Raw genomic sequence first — 18587 nt, forward strand, 5'->3', positions numbered from 1 at the left:
CGCCGGCACCGGGGACACCTCCGGCGTGGCGATGGTGCTCGGCTGCTACCTGCTGTGGGGCCTGTTCCCCTGTACTTCCGCCTGCTGCAGGATGCCGGCAGCGTTGAGATCATCGGGCATCGCCTGGTGTGGACGCTGGCCACCTGCCTGGGACTGACCGCGCTGCGCCGCTCCTGGCCTGCCCTGCGCACGGCGGTCGCGACGCCGCGAATCCTGGGCACGCTCGCGGCCAGCGGACTGCTGGTGTCGGTGAACTGGCTGGTGTACGTCTACGCGGTCAACTCCGGCCGCACCGCGGATGCGGCCCTGGGGTACTTCATCAACCCGCTGGTAACGGTGGTGCTCGCGGCGATCTTCCTGGGTGAGCGGCTGCGCCGGGCCCAAGGTGTCGCCGTCGGCGTTGCGGTGGTGGCGATCACCGTGCTGGTGGTGGCGCAGGGATCACTGCCGTGGATCTCGCTGTCGCTGGCGCTGTCCTTCGGCCTGTATGGGCTGGTGAAGAAGCGCGTCGGCGGGAGGGTGGACGCGCTCACCGGACTCACGGTGGAGAGCGGCTGCATGACACCGGTGGCGCTGGCCTACTTCGCCTGGCTTTACGCCGGCGGGCACGGCGCACTACAGGGGACGACGGCGTCTGCGGGCCTGGCCGCGGGACTGGTGCTGGCGGGCCCGGTGACGGCGGCGCCGCTGCTGCTGTTCGCCGCGGGCACGCGCCGGGTGCCGCTGTCCATCGTGGGGCTCAGCCAGTACATCACCCCGGTCATGCAGTTCCTGCTCGCCTGGGCGGTGTTCCACGAGGAGATCTCGCCGGCACGCTGGGTCTCGACGGCGCTGGTGTGGGTCGCGGTGGTCGTGTTCGTCACCGACCTGCTGTGGCAGCTGGCGCACCGGCCGCGCCCTGGCAAGCATTAACGCTTCACGGAGGCCCGATTACCCCCGGCTCTCAGCCGAGCAGGTTGAAGACTCCACCACCATCCTTGCCGTGCTTGTCATCGGTGGCCGGATGACGCGGCCGGGCCGAACCGCCCGGCGGCAGTAGCCCGACACTTGACCGCCGCCCCGCGACACGCTGCTCTGAAGCACCACACCCACACGAATTACCCAGACACGCCGGCCCGGAACACCACGCTCACGCCAATGCCCCAGTCATAAGCCCGGGTGTCCGGGAGCCAGATGACGCCGGTGCCACCACTCCCGAAGGAGTCGGCGGCACCGGCGTCATTTCTACCGGTCGCGGCGCGTTACAAGTGCCGGTCTCGGTGTGTTAGCCGGCGGCGGTCCCGACGGTCAGTCGCGGGGCTTCTCGCGCATCTCCCAGGTCTCGATGACGTCGCCCTCGGCGATGTCACGGAAGCTGAGGTTGATACCGCATTCGTAGCCCTCGCGGACCTCGGTGACGTCGTCCTTCTCGCGGCGCAGCGTCTCCACCGTGAGGTCCCCGTTCACCACGACGCCGTCGCGCACCAGGCGGGCCTTGGCGCCGCGCTTGATGACACCGGAGCGGACGATCGAACCGGCGATCGAACCGAACTTCGAGGAGTGGAAGACCTGGCGGATCTCCGCCGTGCCCAACTCGACCTCCTCGTAGACCGGCTTGAGCATGCCCTTCAGGGCCGCTTCGACGTCCTCGATGGCGTTGTAGATGACCGTGTAGAACTTCATGTCGACGCCCTCGCGGTCGGCCAGCTCGGCAACACGCACGGCGGGGCGCACGTTGAAGCCGATGATGACGGCGGAGTCCACCGTGGCCAGGTTGACGTCGTTCTGAGTGACGGCGCCGACGCCGCGGTGGATGACCCGCAGGGCCACCTCGTCGCCGACGTCGATCTTGAGCAGCGAGTCCTCCAGCGCCTCGACCGCACCCGAGCTGTCGCCCTTGAGGATGAGGTTGAGGGTATCGACCTTGCCCTCCTTGAGGACATCGGTGAGGTTCTCCAGGGAGACGCGCTTGCGGCGCTTGGCCAACTCCGCGGCGCGCCCGGCGGCCTCACGTCGGTCGGCGATCTGCCGGGCCGTGCGGTCGTCGGGAGCGACGATGAAGGAGTCGCCCGCGCTGGGCACGTTGGTCAGCCCCAGCACCTGGGCGGGCCGGGCCGGGCCGGCCTCCTCCAACGGGTTGCCGTACTCGTCGAACATGGCGCGCACGCGCCCATAGGCGCTGCCGGCGACGATTGGGTCGCCGACGTGCAGGGTGCCGCGCTGGACCAGCACGGTGGCGACGGCACCGCGGCCCCGGTCCAGCTTCGCCTCCACGGTGACGCCGCGGGCGTCCGTGTTCGGGTTGGCGCGCAGGTCGAGGGCGGCGTCGGCGGTCAGCAGGACCGCCTCCAGCAGGCCGTCGATGTTGGTGCGCTGCTTGGCGGAGATGTCGACGAACATGGTGTCGCCGCCGTACTCCTCGGGCACCAGACCGTACTCGGTGAGCTGGCCGCGGATCTTCTCCGGGTTGGCGCCCTCCTTGTCGATCTTGTTGACGGCCACGACGATCGGCACACCGGCCGCCTGGGCGTGGTTGAGGGCCTCCACCGTCTGCGGCATGACGCCGTCGTCGGCGGCGACCACCAGGATGGCGATGTCCGTCACCTCGGCACCGCGGGCACGCATGGCCGTGAAGGCCTCGTGACCGGGGGTGTCGATGAAGGTGATCGGTCGGGTCTCATCACCCAGGTGCACCCGCACCTGGTAGGCGCCGATGGACTGGGTGATGCCGCCGGCCTCGCCGGCGACCACGTCGGTGGAGCGGATGGCGTCCAGCAGCTTGGTCTTACCGTGGTCGACGTGGCCCATGACCGTGACCACCGGCGGGCGCGGCAGCAGTTCGGCGTCGTCCTCGCCGGCCTCCTCGGCCTCCAGGTCAATGTCGAAGGACTCCAGCAGCTCACGGTCCTCGTCCTCGGGCGAGACGATCTGGACGTCGTAGCCCAGTTCGGCCCCCAGCAGGGCGAAGGTGTCCTCGTCCAGCGACTGGGTGGCCGTGGCCATCTCCCCGAGGTGGAACAGGACGGTCACCAGCGCCGCCGGGTTGGCGTTGATCTTCTCCGCCAGGTCGGTCAGCGTGGCGCCCTGGCGCACACGCACCGGGGTGGAGCCGTCGCCGCGGGGGACGACGACGCCGCCGATCGTCGGCGCACTCTGCTGCTCGAATTCCTGGCGCTTGGCCCGACGCGACTTACGGCCCCGCGGGGCACCACCACCGCGCCCGAAGGCGCCCTGGGTGGAGCCACGACCGCCACGACCGCCACGGGGGCCGCCGAAGCCGCCACGGGGACCGCCGCCGCCGGAACCTCCGCGACCGCCGGAGCCGGGACGACCACCACGGCCGCCCTGACCGCCGCGGGACGGCGCACCGGGACGCCCCACCGAGGAGCGGCCCGGCATCATGCCCGGGTTGGGGCGCGGACCACCGGAACGCGGGCCCGGACGCGGGCCACCCTGACCCGAGCGCGCGCCCTGTGGACGCGGACCACCCGAACCGCCGGGACGCGGGCCGCCACTACCGCCGGGACGCGGTCCCGGACGTGGACCGCCCTGACCGGGGCGTCCACCCTGCGGACGCGGACCACCCGAGCCGCCGGGACGGGGCATGCCCTGGGAGGTGGCGTACGGGTTGTTGCCCGGACGCGGGCCGCCGGAACGGCCGCCCTTGCCGCGGCCACGGGAGCCGCCGGGACGGGGCATGCCCTGGGAGGTGGCGTACGGGTTGTTGCCCGGACGCGGGCCGCCCGGGCGGGGGCCGGGCGTGGGTGCGCTCGGGCGGGGGCCCGGAGTCGGCGCGGCCGGGTGGGCAGTCCCCTCGGCGCCCGGGGTCGACGTCGGGTGCGCCGGCCGGGGCCCAGGAGCCGGATGCGCGGGCTTGGGCGCCGCGGGCTTGGGCGCGGAGGAGGTCTGCTTCGGTGTCGGTGCGGCCGAGGTCGCAGCCGGCTTGGGCGCGGCGGGGGCCGGCTTCGGGGCGGCCCCCGACGGCCTCGGGCCGGTTGGCTTGGGCGCCGCCGGCTTGGGTGCCGACGCGGCCCCCTTGGGGGCGGTCGGCTTGGGGGTCTTGGACTCGCCGCCCTGCGCGGCGAAATGCTCGCGGACCCGGCGCGCAACGGGGGGCTCAACGGTGGAGGACGCCGCCTTGACGAACTCTCCCTGATCCTTGAGCCAGGCCAGAATCACCTTGGAGGTGATCTTCTTGCCAGTGGGGTCGAGCTCCTTCGCGAGCTCATGAACGCGTGGTTTTGCCACTTTTCTCCTGTCCGGTTCCCCACCCCGAACAGGGTGGGTGCTAGTAGAGGCAGCTCATCGCCGGGTACTCATCGGGTGCCCATCAGCTTCCTACCCGCCTTTGCTATCGGTCGTGCCGACCCCGGTCGGGGACGGCGTGTACGCGCGGCCGTGATCCGCCCCGTGAAGGCCGATCCAGTCGCGCACGGGGGCCACATCGGGTGACCCGCTCATGCGCAGGGCACGCGCAAAGGCGCGCCTGCGCTCAGCGAGATTGACGCATTCCGGGTCCGGGTGGATCCAGGCGCCGCGTCCGGGCCGGATTGCCCGGGCGTCGACGGCCAGCTCGCCACTGTCCGTCAGGGTCAGGCGCAGCAACTGCGCCCTGGGGGCCTTGCCGCGGCAGCCGATACAGGTGCGTTCGGGCACGTGGGGGGTTTTGACCACCGGCTGGCCGCGTCCTTCCGCTCGCTGTCGACTGCCCGCCGCGGAGCGCCGAGCCGGGGCCCGACGCTTGCCCGTAGGCAGGCCGAAAGCAAGTGTAACCGGGTTGGGCGTCAGTCCTCAGCGCCGGGCGCTGAGGGACCAGTCACGTCGTCGGCACGGGAGTCGTGGCCGGGAGTCACCTCACCGGACTCGGTGTCGGCGTGAATGTCGATCTTCCAGCCCGTCAGCCGGGCCGCCAGGCGAGCGTTCTGCCCCTCCTTGCCGATCGCCAGCGACAGCTGGAAGTCGGGGACGATGGCGCGGGCGGAGCGCTCCTCGGCGTCGAGCACGGTGACGGAGGAGACGCGCGCGGGCGACAGGGCGTTGGCGACGAAGCGGGCCGGGTCCTCGGAGTAGTCGACGATGTCGATCTTCTCCCCGCCCAGCTCGGCCATGACCGCGCGCACTCGCTGCCCCATCGGGCCGATACAGGCGCCCTTGGCGTTCACGCCGCGCACCCGCGCGCTGACCGCGACCTTGGTGCGGTGCCCGGCCTCGCGGGCGACCGAGACGATCTGCACGTCACCGGAGGCGATCTCCGGGACCTCGCGCTCGAACAGTCCCCGCACCATGCCCGGGTGGGTGCGCGAGAGGATGATCTGGGCTCCCTTGGGCCCACGGGACACCTCGGTGACGTAGGCGCGGATGCGGTCGCCGTGCCGGTAGTGCTCACCGGGCACCTGCTCGTGCGGCGGCATGATGCCCTCGTGCTCGTCGTCCAGGCGCACGTAGACCAGGCGCGGGTCGCGGCCCTGCTCGACGGTTCCGGAGATGAGCTCGCCGGCCTTGTCCTTGAAGGCGCCCAGGACCTCGAAGTCGCGCCGGTCCTGGATGCGCTGCACGATCACCGAGCGGGCGGTGGCCTGGGCGATGCGGCCGAAGTCGTCAGGGGTATCGTCGAAGTACTCGCCGGTGGGCTCGTCGTTCTCGTCGACCTCCGGGGCGAGTACGGTCATGTGCCCGGTCTTGCGGTCGATCTCCACGTGGGCGCCGCGGATGGCGCCGGGGACCTTGCTGTATGCGCCCAGGATGGCGTCCTCAATGGCGGGCAGCAGATTGTCCAGGTCGATGCCCAGCTCGTCGGCTGCGCCGCGCAGCTCCGGCATGTTGATGTCCATGATTCCTAATTCCTTTGTCTCGTCTGGGTGCGGTCGGCGTCGCCGGCTGGGTCCGGGCGGGGCGCCGGGGCGGGGCTGGGGCCGCTTACATGCTCACGACCATACGGGCGGTGGCGATGTCCGCGAGCGCGATGGTGCGGGGCGAGTCGTCGACGGTGAGGGTGACGGTGTCGGCGTCGGCGGCGGTGACCTCGCCCTCCAGGGCCTGTTCCTCGGCGGTGGTGACTACCGCGCGGTGGCCGACGGCGCGGCGGAAGTGGCGGGGTGTGTGCAGTTCCCGCTCGGCGCCGGGGGTCGACACCTCCAACGTGTACTGGCCTGCGACCGGGTCGGCGGCGTCGACGGCGTCGGAGATCGCGCGGGTGGCCTCGCCGAGGGTGTCCAGGTCGAGGTCGCCGGGTCCGTCGGGAAGGTCGACGACCACGCGCAGCGTGGTGTACTTGCCGGCCCGCGCCAGGCGCACGTCCTCCAGGAAGAGCCCGGTCTGCTCGACGACGGGGGCGAGTAGCTGATGCAGGCTTTGCTCCTGGCTCCGGGCGGACGCGTCGGTCATATGGAGGTTCCTCCCGTAATGGGCCCGGTGGGGGCGGATTGTGTCTGAGTTCTTCAAGTCGGATCGGTTGATCGCCACCATGCTACCCGCCCATGCGAGGATGACCACATGACACCGACGCCCGCCACCGATTCCGCCGCGCCCTCCCCAGAGCCTGCCGCATGCCGTGCCGCCCACGCCGGCGGTTCACACCGGCCCGGATCGGCTCCGGTCGGCGCGCTCCCCCGCCGGGTGCTGCTGCGCCGGGCGGGAGCGCTGGCGGCGGTGGCCGCGACCGCCGCCTGTGGGGTGCGCCTGGGTGAGGGTTCGCCCGCCTCGCTGCCGACGGTGCCCGCTCAGGAGGCGATGCGGGACGCGCTGGCCCGACAGACGACGCTGATCGGCTCAACGGCGGACGTGGTCGCCCGCTCGGGCGGGCAGCAGTCCGCCCAGGCGGATGCGATCGCCGTGGCGGCTCGGACCCAGTTGGAGGCCCTGGGCGGGGTGTGGGACCCGTGGGCGACGCCGGTGCCCACCACCTATGAGACGGTCTCCCCTGCGCCGTCGGCCGCCGCGGATGCCGACGTCGACGACCTGGTCTCCGCCCTGACCGACGGGTTGTGGCAGGCGCGTGCGGCGGCGGCCGCCTGCGAGGATGCCGCGACGGCACGGCTGTACGCCGCCCTGGCGGTGGCGTGGTCGCTTCAGGCGCGCACGCTCAATGCGGATGCGGTGGAGGTGAGCGGCCGTGACGCCTCGGCCCTGGCCGAGGCACTGCCCGGCGTGCTGCTGGCCGCCTACGACGCGACCCGCTATGCGCTGGAGGAGGTGGCCGCGCGTTCGAGTGACGAGGCCCGCACCCGTGCCGAGGCGGACGTGGTCTACACCAAGGCGGTCATCAGCGCGTCGCTGGCGCTGGGCGGGGAGGACACGCGGCTGGCGGCCTACGCCGCCCCGACGCAGGCGGCGGACTCCGCCACCTCCCTGGACGTCACTTGGGCGCGGCAGGCGTGGCTGCGGGTGGAGGAGACGGAACTGGCGCAGGTCGCCCCGGCGGGCGGCGAGGCCACCGAGGCGGCGATCGACGCGGCCCTGTATGCGGCGGAGCGTGCCCGCGCGTGGGGCGCCGCCGCGGACGACCCGCTGCCCGGCTACTCCGCCTGAGGGGGCGGAGCATCGATCCAGGCGCGTTCACGCACGGCATGCACCAGTTCGCCGGCGCCCAGTGGTCCCCGCGCCGCGACCAGGGCGTGCAGGTCCCCCTCTTCACGCACCAGGCGCAGGCGACAAGGACCGGTCTGCAAACTCCAGGACTCGACGAAGGCCGTGACCACCCGTCGGGATCGCCCCAGGGTGCGCGGTACCGCCAGGTACAGGCGGTCGCGTCCACGTACCCGGTCCAGGGCGTCCAGGCCGCGGGCGAGCAGTCGTCGCAGCCTCCCGGGCGGGGTGGTCACGCGCAGGGTCCAGCGGGGCACCTCGAGCACGAACCGTGGACGGTGCTTCGGTGCGGATACCAGTTCGACGAGGGTGTCCGCTGCCAGTCTGCGGTCGGCGGCGGCCCCGCCGGTGAAGGCGATGCGCGACGCGCCGGCCTCCGTCAGGCTGAGGGCCCCGATACCGGCATCGGCGTCAATGCGACCGGCGGCGATGAGTCCGGCCAGGACGCTACACGCTGCGCCGTACCACAGCTCGGCGGGATCGCCGCGCCGTAGCAACCCGTCCTCGGCGGTCAGTACCACCGTCTGCGCCTCCTCGCCCAGGCTCTCGAGTGCCGAAACGCGCTCCTCTGCGACGGTGGCGGACGGCGGGGTGCTCCAGGCACGTCGCTCCCACTCGCGGGGGCCGAGCACCGTCGCGGCATTGAGGGCACCGACAATGTCGGCATCTGCGCCGCCCGCGACGGCGCCGAGCAGGCGGCACTGGTGCGGTTCCAGGGCGGCGTCCAGCCCGGTGCGAATGGCGGCGGTACCGGCCTCGGGATCGGGGACGGCACTCCACAGGTATTCGTGGCGTCGCCGGAGCCGGTCCAGGTCGCCTCCGGGGCCCGCTCCCGCCCGGCGGGGCAGCAGGCAGGTGACGGACCAGTTGTGGGCGGTCTTGTCGGGCCAGGCGGAGTCGAGCCGCAGCGTGCGCCCGCGCAGCTGCTGAACGGAAGTGGCGGTGGTCACGGTGGTCAAGTCGATCAGGGTGTTAACGGCCGGGCAGTCCCACCCCTCCCCAACAGGCCGCGGGTGCCGACGACGAGCTGCACGGCTCCCCGGTCCATCAGCGTGCTCACGGCGCGCACGAGTCGAGCGGTGCCAGCACCCACGCCCTGCACGCGCAGAGTCCAGCCGTCGTCGATTGCGGGCAGTTCCAATCCGGTGTCGGCACGCAAACGGTCGAGCAGCTCGTGGTCGGCCGAGGCGAGTTGCAAGTGTCGGCCGGTCAGAAGCACGGGGTGCAGTTCACGCACCAGGGCGTCGGCCAGGATCGTCATGTAACAGCGCAATGCACCGCCGCGTGAGGCCCGTTCCTCCGAGCCGGTGGGCGGTCCGAGGACGTCCAGAGCGCGGTGGGCGGCCGAGCGCTCGGCCGCATCGGTGACCACCACGGCGCGCAGCCTGTCCCCGAGGCAAGCGTGTTCGGCGTGCAGGATGTCCACGACGGCTACATCCTTCGCCCTGGATGCCGCGCATATCGCGTCCTGTGGCGAGCGGCCGGGACGCAGTCCGGAGTCGGTGAGCCGGTAGCCGTAGCCGGCCAACAGCTCCTTGACATCCTGCCACTGACGGCGGCGCCCCGGGACGGGCAGCAGCCGGGTCAACGCGTACCGGCCGAGCAGTTCCAGGTTCTCGACCACGTCCAGCACGCGGGTGGCCGGCAGGAGAGGCACCAGCGCCGTCGTCTGCTCGGTGGGGACATATTCGCCCAGGCGGTCGCGCAGCAGTGCTCCGGCCGCGATAGCGGCCTGCGGATCGGCGTCAAAGCCGGCTACCAGGCGGACGGTGAGGGCGTCGTCGTCGGTGGCCGTCGGCTCGGGCAGATCATCCACGGGAGGCGCCACGGTGTGCACCAGGAAGTCCACACCGTCCGGGGCCAGCAGGAGCTCATCGAGGCGATGGTCCAACTCGGCACCGGCGTCGGCCAGGAATGCCCGTTCCTGTTGATCCGGGAGGGTGAAGCGCACCAGGCTGCGGCTCGGTGCGAGACAGCCGGCACGAACTACGGCGGGAACCGGGATCTCGTAGTCGACCTCGCCCAGCAGCGCTTGGTACCGGCTGCGGGAACGATCCTCCACAGACGGGAGCGTGGCGGTGAGCCCGATAAGGGTGGGACGGGCGCCGACCGAGTCGAGACGGGCCAGCAGGTAATGGATGACGGCCGCCCAGTGGGCGCGCAGATGGTGACATTCATCGACGACGACGGTGGCCACGCCCGCCTTCACCAGCGCGTCTATCCGAGCCCGGGCCGTCGGATGCAGCAGGGAGGCCAGGTGATCGGCGTCCAGCGAGGCCAGCGAGGCGCGAACGGCGGAGGCTCGACGGGAGATGCCGGAGCGGTAGGCCGCAGGGTTCTTCGCGGCCAGGTCCTCCAGCCACGCCTCGGCGCCGCCCGGAGCCTGTCCGGAGTCAGCGAGTTCCTCGAGCCAGCGCTCTCGAGCGGCCGCCCGCCAGGGCGCGGCGGTGTCGACCACGGCCAGGGACTGGTAGGTCAGTACCGTCAGGTCTGCGGGGACCGTGGAGCCGTAGTCGTCTTGGGATGCATCTTCGCCGTCGCTCACATGGTCGCGCACGCGTGGCGGGCGGCCGTTGACGTCGCGTAAGTGCCCCCTGGCATGCTCACACCACTGCTGACGGATCAGGGTGGTGGGGGTCAGTACGAGAGCCCGCCGCCCGTTGGCGCGCGCGAGGGCCAGGCCAATCAGTGTCTTGCCGGATCCCGGTGGCGCCACCAGGTGCAGACGCGCGCCGTCGACGGGATCCACGGCGCGCAGCATGTCCACCTGATAGCCGCGCAAGTTCGCCGTCAGAGTCCAATCGGACAGCGGGCGCGGCGGGCGGATCGCCCCGCTATGGGCGGGCGGCATCGTCCCCGGCCAGCGCCGCCTGCACCAGTTCGCGCACGCGGTCGGCGGCCTGCGCCACCGGCACGGAAACCCGCTCGCCGCTGCGGCGGTCGCGGATCTCCACGGTGCCGTTCTTGGCCAGGTCGCGCCCGACCACCACGATGAAGGGCATGCCGAGCAGCTCGGCGTCCTTGAACTTCACGCCGGCGCTGACCCTGCGGCGGTCGTCGTACAGGACCTCCACCCCGGCCCCGTCCAGCGCGGCGGCGAGGGATGCGGCGGCCTCGAAGACGGCGTCGTCCTTGCCGGTGGCCAGGACCTGCACCTGGTAGGGGGCAACCTGGATGGGCCAGGCCAGGCCCTGCTCGTCGTTGTTGGACTCGGCCAGGGCCGCCAGGGCGCGGGTGACGCCGATGCCGTAGGAGCCCATGGTGACGATGCGGGACTTGCCGTTCTCATCCAGCACGGTCAGGTCCAGGGCGCGCGCGTACTTGCGTCCCAGGGCGAAGATGTGCCCGAGCTCGATGCCGCGGGCCAGGTGCAGGGGGCCGGAGCCGTCGGGGGCGGGGTCGCCCTCACGCACCTCGGCGGCCTCGATGGTGCCGTCGGCGGTGAAGTCGCGGCCGGCCACCAGGTCGAGCACGTGCCGCTGGGGGGCGTTGGCACCGGTGACCCAGGCGGTGCCGGGCACCACCCGCGGGTCCAGCAGGTAGCGCACCGAGCCGGTGAGCACCTCATTGCCCTCCGCGTCCCGCTCCACGCGGCGCTTCGGCGAATTGGGGCCGATGACGGCGGGGCCGATGTAGCCGCGCACCAGCTCGGGGTGGGCGGCGAAGTCGGAGTCGGTGGCCATCTCCACCTCGGCGGGGGCGACGGCGGCCTCCAGGCGCCGCATGTCGACGTCGCGGTCCCCGGGAATACCGACGACCAGCAGCTCCCGCTCACCGCCGGGGTGAGTCAGGGCTACGACGACGTTCTTGAGCGTGTCCGCGGCGATCCAGGCGCGCCCGTCGGCGCGTGGGTGTTCAGCATTGACGAAGTCGACCAGGGTTTCGATGGTGGGGGTGTCGGGCGTATCCACCTCATGGGCGGGACCGACCCCGGAGGCGTCCACGTCCGCGGGCACCGGCGTGGTAACCGCCTCCGCGTTGGCCGCGTAGCCGCCGTCGGTACGCACGAAGGTGTCCTCACCGATGGGCGAGGGATGCAGAAACTCCTCGGAGTGGGAGCCGCCCATGGCACCGCTCATGGCGTTGACGATCACGTACTCCAGGCCCAGCCGCTTGAAGATCCGCTGGTAGACGGCGCGGTGCGCCTGGTAGGAGGCCTCCAGGCCGGCGTCGTCGATGTCGAAGGAGTAGGAGTCCTTCATGACGAACTCGCGGCCGCGGATGACGCCGGCGCGCGGGCGGGCCTCGTCACGGTACTTCGTCTGGATCTGGTAGATGGACACCGGCAGGTCCTTGTACGAGGAGTACAGGTCCTTGACCAGGAGGGTGAACATCTCCTCGTGCGTGGGTGCCAGCAGGTAGTCCGCGTCCTTGCGGTCGGTCAGCTTGAACAGGGTGGGCCCGTAGTCGTCCCAGCGGCCGGTGGCCTTGTAGGGCTCCGCGGGCAGCAGTGCCGGGAAGAGCACCTCCTGGGAGATGGTGTCCATCTCCTCGCGGACGATCGCCTCGATCTTGCGCAGGGTGCGCAGGCCGAGCGGCAACCAGGTGTAGACGCCCGGGACGGTACGGCGGATGTAGCCGGCGCGCACCAGCAGCTTGTGGCTGTCTACCTCCGCGTCGGCGGGGTCCTCGCGCAGGGTTCGGATGAAGGCCTTGGACATGGTCTGAAGCACGGGGCCGATCTTACGTGCTGACGGCGCGGGGCCAAGTCGAAGACCCGCCGCCACGGGAGTCAACCGGCCGAGGCCAAGTGCCGGCACGGCCCGCGTCGAGGCGGAGCCGCACCCGACGAGCGCCGCAACCGATGAAAACAGACCGAGCACCATGGGTTTGCGTCACAAACTAGTTCGTGTACACTTAAAGCAGCGGTTTGCGTGGCCAACCACTTTGTTCTACTTAAGGAGCAGTCATGGACCCGACACCGGTTTCCCCCAACAACGCAGACGGCGGACTCGAGCCCGCCGCCGCACTCGCCACCATCAGCGAGCAGCAAACCGCCTACCTACGGCACATGGAGGTCCACTCCGCCCCGCTCTACCTCGCCTGGGGCCTGGCCTGGCTGATCGGGTACGGCGTCTGCGGTCTCAGCGTGGGCGGCGATTATGAACTCCCCCGCAATTCCTGGCTAGCCTTCATGGGCTGCCTGGCGGCCGCCGCCGTCTTCACCTGCGTATACATCGCCCGACGCTCACGCGGACTGCGCGGCCGCACCTCCTGGATCGGCATGCTGTACGGACTGGCCTGGGCGGGCGGCATGATCCTGGCCTTCACCACCACCGCCAGGCTGGGAGCATTCCTCAACGAACTGGGGACCGCCCAGGCGGCGAATGTGGGCTCAATCGTCGCCAACGCCCTGCCGTGCCTGGTGGTCGGGGTACTGTTCCTCGCCGGAGCCGCCATCTGGGAGGAGACCACGATGGCCGTCACCGGCGGCTGGATACTGGTAGTCACCACAGCGGCCACCGTCGTCGGCGGACACGCGCTGTGGGCCATCATGGCCCTGGCCGGCGGAGGTGGCCTCCTGGCGGCAGGGATCCTGACGGCGCTCCTCGGCCGCCGTCAGAGCGCAGCCGTGCGGGACTGACGATGCCCACCAGCGAACCGCTCGACCCGGTCATTCACGCCCAGTCCCGCCTGCGGATCATGGCCACCCTGGCCGCGGTCCCCCAGGGAGACGCCCTGGTCTTCCCCCGTCTGCGCCAGCTGCTGGGCATGACGGCGGGCAACCTGTCCACCCACCTGTCACGGCTGGAGGAGGCGGGGTACGTGGAGCAGAACAAGACCTTCTCCGGGCGCATGCCCGCCACGTATGTCTCGCTCACGCCTCGAGGCCGCGCGGCCTTCGCCGAATACACCCGGCAGCTACGCGCCTTGCTGGATGCCGAGTGACGGCGACGCCCGCTGTGAGTGCACCAGACACCTGGTGCACTCATAACACATCACTGTATGATGCAGTCATGCGCACTACCGTCGATCTGCCACCCGCCGTACACAGCCAGATCAAACGGCTCGCCGAGGAAAGGAAGACTTCCATATCCTCGCTGGTGGCGGATCTGACGCGTCGCGGTTTAGAACAACTCGAGCCCGAGACGCCCCTAGAGATCGATCCCGAGACCAATCTTCCGGTCATGCATGTTGGACATCGGGTCACCGCGGCAGATGTTGATGCCTTTCTGGCGGATTCCGAATGACTACGTATCTCTTGGACGCCAATGTCCTCGTAGCTTTGCTGGTTCCGGAGCACGAACACCACGATCCGGCTCGCGCCTGGCTGGTGTCCTGCCCGGATGAGGCGGTGTTCGTGCTCAGCCCCATCACCGAGGGGGCCTATTGCCGGTACATGGTCCGCTGCGGTTACTCCATAAAGACATCACAAGCCGCCTTGAACCATCTCCATTTGCTGGAACAATGGGCCTTTTGGCCGGACGACGCATCGTATGCGGACATCGACATGAATGACGTTCATGGGCACAAACAAGTCACGGACACATACCTGGCTGAGTTGGCCCACTCCCATGGCGGGCTACTGGTCACCTGCGATCGCCCCTTGGCACAGCGCCGTCAGAGCACAACCATGCTCATTCCCGGAGTCATTCCCGGCGCCTAAGCCGCTCGACTCCTCACCGGGCCCCGATTATCGGTTCTTCCGGTTTGGGGGTGTGGTGGTTGTCTCGGGCTGCGGCAGGAGTGCTGCCGATGTCCTGGGATATGGCATGGGGTGGGGTGGGTGGCGTGGGGTGTCTGGTGCGCCGGCTGGGCGTTAACAACGCTACTAAACGCTCTGCTGTATACCCCAGGGGCCTTCAGCAGACGGTTAACCGGCGTTGTTAACCCCGAAGTGGCGTAGCAGACGGCGAAGCGGCGCAGTAGACGGCCCCGCTCCCGGGCGCCGGAGCTATCGGCAGCCAAGTGCAGCCAGGCCAGGCGTTCTGGCGTGGTGAGCCGGCGCCGTGGAGGTTTAACCCGCGTCCTCGAGCACTCCGCCCGGCCGGCGGCGAGGACGCCCCTACCGGGCCGAGGACGTCCTCGCCAGCCCGAACACGACCCCGCCGGCCACAAGTCCTCGTCAGCCTCAGAACATCCTCGCAGACCCCACGCCGACCTCGTGCGCCCGGGCACGACCACCCGCGGGCCCGAACCACCACACCCACAAACCGCAGCGCCCATGAACATTCGATAGTGCTCCCAGCTGTCACAGATTGCACCACTTTGCTGGGACATGCCGGAACCTTGGTCGACAGAACCGCATGATTTCAACGATGTGCGCTAGGTGGCTCGTGTCCGGGCAGGTAAAGTGGTGCAATCAGTGACAGCTGGGCGGCGGTCACCGTGGTGAACCGGCAGGCCCACCGGTTTCCTCGCCCGGAGACACGCCGGCCGCCACATCCACAAGCACGACGAGCCGGCCTGGATGGCCTGGCGGGGTTGCTAGAGGACACGCCCCGGCCCTCGAGGACGCCTCCCGGGAGAGCGTCCTCGGCGGCCCGACGACGTCCCCGCCGACCCGAGCACGACCGCATCACCCCGACCACCACCCCCGCACCACAGCCCCGGCCGGACCTCACACCCGCAAACCGGAAGCACCCGATTATCGGTGTGAACGTGTTGCTTTAGGTCGTGTTGTGCAAGTCGGCGTGGTGTGCGGGATAGGGTGAGGCCTTTGGGGTATCACGGGTGGCGTGAGAACAGAAGGACCGCAACGCCGTAGATCGCTGCTTCGGCGAGCTCAAGCAGAACCGGGCCATGGCCACCAGGTACGACAAACTCGCCGTCCGCTACCAAGCCACCACCCACATCGCCAGCATCGATCACTGGCTCAAACGACCTATATAACACGACCTCGACGTCTTCCCGCATCCACTCACCGATTCCATACCCACAGTTGACAGTTGCATGCTATACTCTATATGTGGGGTATTTCTCGCCACTTCAACGTCGAAGGAGATCATCATGTGCCCCCCATCAAGATTGCCGCATTGATTGCCGTATTCTGCCTGGCACTGCTCGCGCCGCCGAGCCAAGCCGCGACAACCGCCGATGAACAAGCACCGCGGGACTGGTTGACCTCATACGGGGTTCCATCCGAACTGCAGCAGTACGCGATCGACAAGGTCAAGAACGACGAGACGCTTGACGCCGACAAGGAGGGAAGCGCTCCCATCATTACAGAGGACAGAACATCGGGCACATCTATCATTCACGTCAAGATCTATGCCGACGGCTCCTTCACTGCCGACCAGGAGTATACGGCATCTAGCCAAGCTACGGGTCACGGATCACTAATTTCTGGGGCGCAGGCGGTGATACGACCTATGGCGGTGGCTCCTTCCGCGCTCAGCGAGTCGCCTCGAACAGAATTCTCGTCCTCGGAGACTTCGCTAATTACGGCGGTTAGGGAACCCACACCAGGGGAATGTACGTCACATCGTACGGTTCACATCTCACAACGTCGTCCTACTACTGAGCACTGACGGAATCGGGACAAAGGAGGGTGTCGAGGAGCCATGACGACTTGGGTTGACTACTGGACTCTAATCCAGGATCTAGTTGTTTTCATCGGTATCATTGTTGGAACCTGCACGCTCGTAAACATCGCTCGGTCACTAGGTGAAATAGTGCGCATGTTGCGGCATCAGGAAGAGTCGAACAGATTGGGGGACGCCAACAGACTCGCTCACAAGCAATGAGGCCAACACTCCTGCGGCAGAAAACACGCACAGGCGCGCTCTCCCTCACAGCAGCACGGTGGCGAAGGTGCCCACGCGTCTGAAGCCCAGACCGTAGTACAGCCCCAGGCCGGCAGCGTTGAAGGAGTTCACGTACAGGCTCACCGCACCGTCGGCACCCACGTGGTCGCGGTGCACCGCGTCCACCACGGCTGCGAGCGCCACCGAGCCGATGCCGCGCCCGCGCAGGTCCGGGCGGGTCCACACACCGGTCAACTGCGCCACCGAGCCGCCCGGCCGCAGCCACAGGGAGCCCACGTCGACCTTGAAGGCCACGGCGGCTCCCCCGCCGGCAACCGCATCCTGCCCGACGGGACCGCCGGCGCCGTCGTCGAGCAGCACATAGCTGCGGCCGGAGCCCACCAGCCAGCCGACGTGCCGGGCGTAGGAGGACCCGGAGGTGGTCGGGTCGTAGCCGAGCTCGCCGGTGAACATGGCCACGCTCGCCGGCAGCACCAGCGCCTCCTCCGTCGGCGCCGCCCGATGCACCCCCGCCGCCACCCAGGCCAGTTCCGGGCGCCGTGCCAGGGCGTCGGCCGCCAACGTGCCGCCCGTCCCCCGCGGCGCCACCAGCAGCGGCTGCTCCCAGCGCTCCTCCCGCGAGCGCATGCCGGCCGCCGCCAGGTGCTCCCACACGGCGGCGACGTCCGCCACCGGTCCGGCCACCGAGCCGCGGCGAGTCAGGCGCCGGAAGGCGTGGTCCGCGAGCGCGCGGGCCACCTCGTCCCCGGCGCCCGGGTGTCCCAACTCCGGCCGGGCGGCCAGGCCGAAGGGCATGAGTGAGCCGGTGGCCCAGGCGCCGGCCACAGGCCGCCAGGGGTCGGCGGCGACCACCACATCCCCGCGCGCCCAACTGGGCCAGCGCAGCACCTGGTGCGCCAGGGCGACGCCGGCGACCGGGTCGAGGGCGCACAACTCGAGCAGCCCGTCCAATTGGGCCGGGTCGAGCGGGGTGAGCGGCGACGTCGGGCGGCGGCCGAACAGGTTCACGCGGATGCGGGCGGTTGCAGGAATCGGGGCATTACGGGCGGGCTCAGACGCTGGCGACCACACTCGGTGAGGTGCCGGCCAGAGCCGCCTCGCCGAACTCGGAGCGCATCTGCTCGGCCATGATCTGGGCCTGCTCCAGCAGCGTGTCCACCACCTGGTCCTCGGGAACCGTCTTGATGACCTTGCCGCGCACGAAGATCTGGCCCTTGCCGTTGCCCGAGGCGCAGCCGAGGTCGGCCTCGCGGGCCTCACCGGGGCCGTTGACGACGCAGCCCATCACGGCCACGCGCAGCGGGGCGGACACGTCCTTCAGCCCCTCCTCCACGGATTCGGCCAGCGACCACACGTCCACCTGGGCGCGCCCGCATGACGGGCAGGAGACGATCTCCAGCTTGCGTTCGCGCAGCCCCATGAACTCCAGCAGCTTGGTGCCGACCTTGACCTCCTCCACGGGCGGGGCGGACAGGGACACGCGAATGGTGTCGCCGATGCCCTGCGCCAACAGGATGCCGAAGGCGGCACAGGACTTGATGGTGCCCTGAAATGCCGGGCCGGCCTCGGTCACGCCCAGGTGCAGCGGCCAGTCGCCGCGCTCGCTGAGCATTTGGTAGGCCTGCACCATGGTGACCACGTCGTGGTGCTTCACGGAGATCTTGAAGTCGTGGAAGCCGCACTCCTCGAACAGGCCGGCCTCCCAGACGGCGGACTCCACCAGGGCCTCGGGGGTGGCCTTGCCGTACTTCTTCAGCAGGCGCGGGTCCAGGGAGCCGGCGTTGACGCCGATGCGCAGGGAGGTGCCGTGGTCGGAGGCGGCCTTGCAGATTTCGGCGACCTTGTCGTCGAACTTGCGGATGTTGCCGGGGTTGACGCGCACGGCCCCGCAGCCGGCCTCGATGGCGGCGAACACGTACTTGGGGTTGAAGTGGATGTCGGCGATGACGGGGATGCGCGACTGCTTGGCGATGATCGGCAGGGCCTCGGCGTCCTTGTCCGTGGGGCAGGCGACCCGCACGATGTCGCAGCCGGCCGCCGTCAGTTCCGCGATCTGCTGGAGGGTCGCCCCCACGTCGTGGGTCTTGGTGGTGGTCATCGACTGCACGGAGATGGGGGCTCCGCCCCCGACCTCCACGTCACCGACGCGGATCTTGCGGGTGGGCTTGCGGGGCGCCAGCACCGGGGGCTCCTCACGCACGGTTGGCATGCCTAGGGCGATCGCTTCTGTCACGCCTCACAGTATGGCACCGGGCGAGCGCGGTCGCCGTGGTGGCCGGCTCACACCGGGGTGCGATTCGCCTCCCGGGGCGGCGT

General features: G+C 70.0%; 16 protein-coding genes. 7 read left to right on the forward strand and 9 right to left on the reverse strand.

The genetic code is table 11. From position 1 onward, the window contains the following. Positions 1-54: 54 nt before the first annotated feature. Complete coding sequence (rarD, locus tag C3B71_RS09725) at positions 55-912, forward strand: EamA family transporter RarD (protein ID WP_234415876.1); 858 nt, start codon at positions 55-57, stop codon at positions 910-912. A 375-nt stretch (positions 913-1287) separates the two neighbouring features. On the opposite strand, the gene infB is transcribed toward rarD, so the two are convergent. The 4 genes from infB to rimP form a co-directional block, all read right to left on the reverse strand. Further along, positions 1288-4227, reverse strand: a complete 2940-nt coding sequence (gene infB, locus C3B71_RS09730; protein WP_108967730.1) for a translation initiation factor IF-2 — start codon at positions 4225-4227, stop codon at positions 1288-1290. 90 nt (positions 4228-4317) lie between these two features. Next, complete coding sequence (locus C3B71_RS09735; protein ID WP_234415877.1) at positions 4318-4635, reverse strand: YlxR family protein; 318 nt, start codon at positions 4633-4635, stop codon at positions 4318-4320. A gap of 128 nt (positions 4636-4763) precedes the next feature. Continuing rightward, a complete protein-coding gene (gene nusA / locus C3B71_RS09740; protein WP_108967737.1) occupies positions 4764-5810 on the reverse strand; it encodes a transcription termination factor NusA in 1047 nt (348 codons plus the stop codon). Between the two features lie 85 nt (positions 5811-5895). Beyond that, positions 5896-6363, reverse strand: coding sequence for a ribosome maturation factor RimP (rimP, locus tag C3B71_RS09745; protein ID WP_073332997.1), 468 nt, complete (start codon positions 6361-6363; stop codon positions 5896-5898). Positions 6364-6471: 108 nt separating this feature from the next. Between rimP and C3B71_RS09750 the strand changes: the two genes are divergently transcribed. Continuing rightward, a complete protein-coding gene (locus tag C3B71_RS09750) occupies positions 6472-7506 on the forward strand; it encodes a hypothetical protein (RefSeq protein WP_108967739.1) in 1035 nt (344 codons plus the stop codon). On the opposite strand, the gene C3B71_RS09755 is transcribed toward C3B71_RS09750, so the two are convergent. The 3 genes from C3B71_RS09755 to C3B71_RS09765 are packed head-to-tail and all read right to left on the reverse strand — an operon-like array spanning position 7494 to position 12236. Next, positions 7494-8522: a hypothetical protein gene (locus C3B71_RS09755; protein ID WP_108967742.1), complete on the reverse strand. Its 1029-nt coding sequence runs from the start codon at positions 8520-8522 to the stop codon at positions 7494-7496. The two genes, C3B71_RS09750 and C3B71_RS09755, sit on opposite strands and share 13 nt — an antisense overlap. Before the next feature lie 5 nt (positions 8523-8527). Continuing rightward, complete coding sequence (locus tag C3B71_RS09760) at positions 8528-10345, reverse strand: DEAD/DEAH box helicase family protein (RefSeq protein WP_199912487.1); 1818 nt, start codon at positions 10343-10345, stop codon at positions 8528-8530. A gap of 52 nt (positions 10346-10397) precedes the next feature. Continuing rightward, on the reverse strand, positions 10398-12236 hold the full coding sequence (locus C3B71_RS09765) for a proline--tRNA ligase (RefSeq protein WP_108967747.1): 1839 nt from the start codon (positions 12234-12236) through the stop codon (positions 10398-10400). Between the two features lie 236 nt (positions 12237-12472). Between C3B71_RS09765 and C3B71_RS09770 the strand changes: the two genes are divergently transcribed. The 5 genes from C3B71_RS09770 (at position 12473) to C3B71_RS15915 (ending at position 16034) form a co-directional block, all read left to right on the forward strand. Further along, complete coding sequence (locus C3B71_RS09770; RefSeq protein WP_073332987.1) at positions 12473-13147, forward strand: hypothetical protein; 675 nt, start codon at positions 12473-12475, stop codon at positions 13145-13147. 2 nt (positions 13148-13149) lie between these two features. After that, a complete protein-coding gene (locus C3B71_RS09775) occupies positions 13150-13452 on the forward strand; it encodes a winged helix-turn-helix domain-containing protein (RefSeq protein WP_108967750.1) in 303 nt (100 codons plus the stop codon). A gap of 68 nt (positions 13453-13520) precedes the next feature. Further along, positions 13521-13754 (forward strand): CopG family transcriptional regulator, encoded by a 234-nt coding sequence (locus C3B71_RS09780; RefSeq protein WP_108967754.1) that lies wholly within the window; start codon positions 13521-13523, stop codon positions 13752-13754. Continuing rightward, positions 13751-14170: a TA system VapC family ribonuclease toxin gene (locus C3B71_RS09785; protein ID WP_108967758.1), complete on the forward strand. Its 420-nt coding sequence runs from the start codon at positions 13751-13753 to the stop codon at positions 14168-14170. Before C3B71_RS09780 ends, C3B71_RS09785 begins: the two co-directional genes overlap by 4 nt. Positions 14171-15515: 1345 nt before the next feature. Continuing rightward, a complete protein-coding gene (locus tag C3B71_RS15915) occupies positions 15516-16034 on the forward strand; it encodes a hypothetical protein (RefSeq protein WP_146752434.1) in 519 nt (172 codons plus the stop codon). Between the two features lie 261 nt (positions 16035-16295). Here the strand turns inward: C3B71_RS15915 and C3B71_RS09795 are convergent, their stop codons facing one another. Together C3B71_RS09795 and ispG are read right to left on the reverse strand one after the other, a co-directional pair. Continuing rightward, positions 16296-17279: a GNAT family N-acetyltransferase gene (locus tag C3B71_RS09795; protein ID WP_108967764.1), complete on the reverse strand. Its 984-nt coding sequence runs from the start codon at positions 17277-17279 to the stop codon at positions 16296-16298. A gap of 43 nt (positions 17280-17322) precedes the next feature. Continuing rightward, positions 17323-18504: a flavodoxin-dependent (E)-4-hydroxy-3-methylbut-2-enyl-diphosphate synthase gene (gene ispG, locus C3B71_RS09800; protein ID WP_073332953.1), complete on the reverse strand. Its 1182-nt coding sequence runs from the start codon at positions 18502-18504 to the stop codon at positions 17323-17325. Positions 18505-18587: the final 83 nt, after the last annotated feature.

Origin of the sequence: Actinomyces sp. Z16, assembly GCF_003111765.1 — a bacterium.
In the GTDB taxonomy this organism is placed as follows: domain Bacteria; phylum Actinomycetota; class Actinomycetes; order Actinomycetales; family Actinomycetaceae; genus Actinomyces; species Actinomyces glycerinitolerans.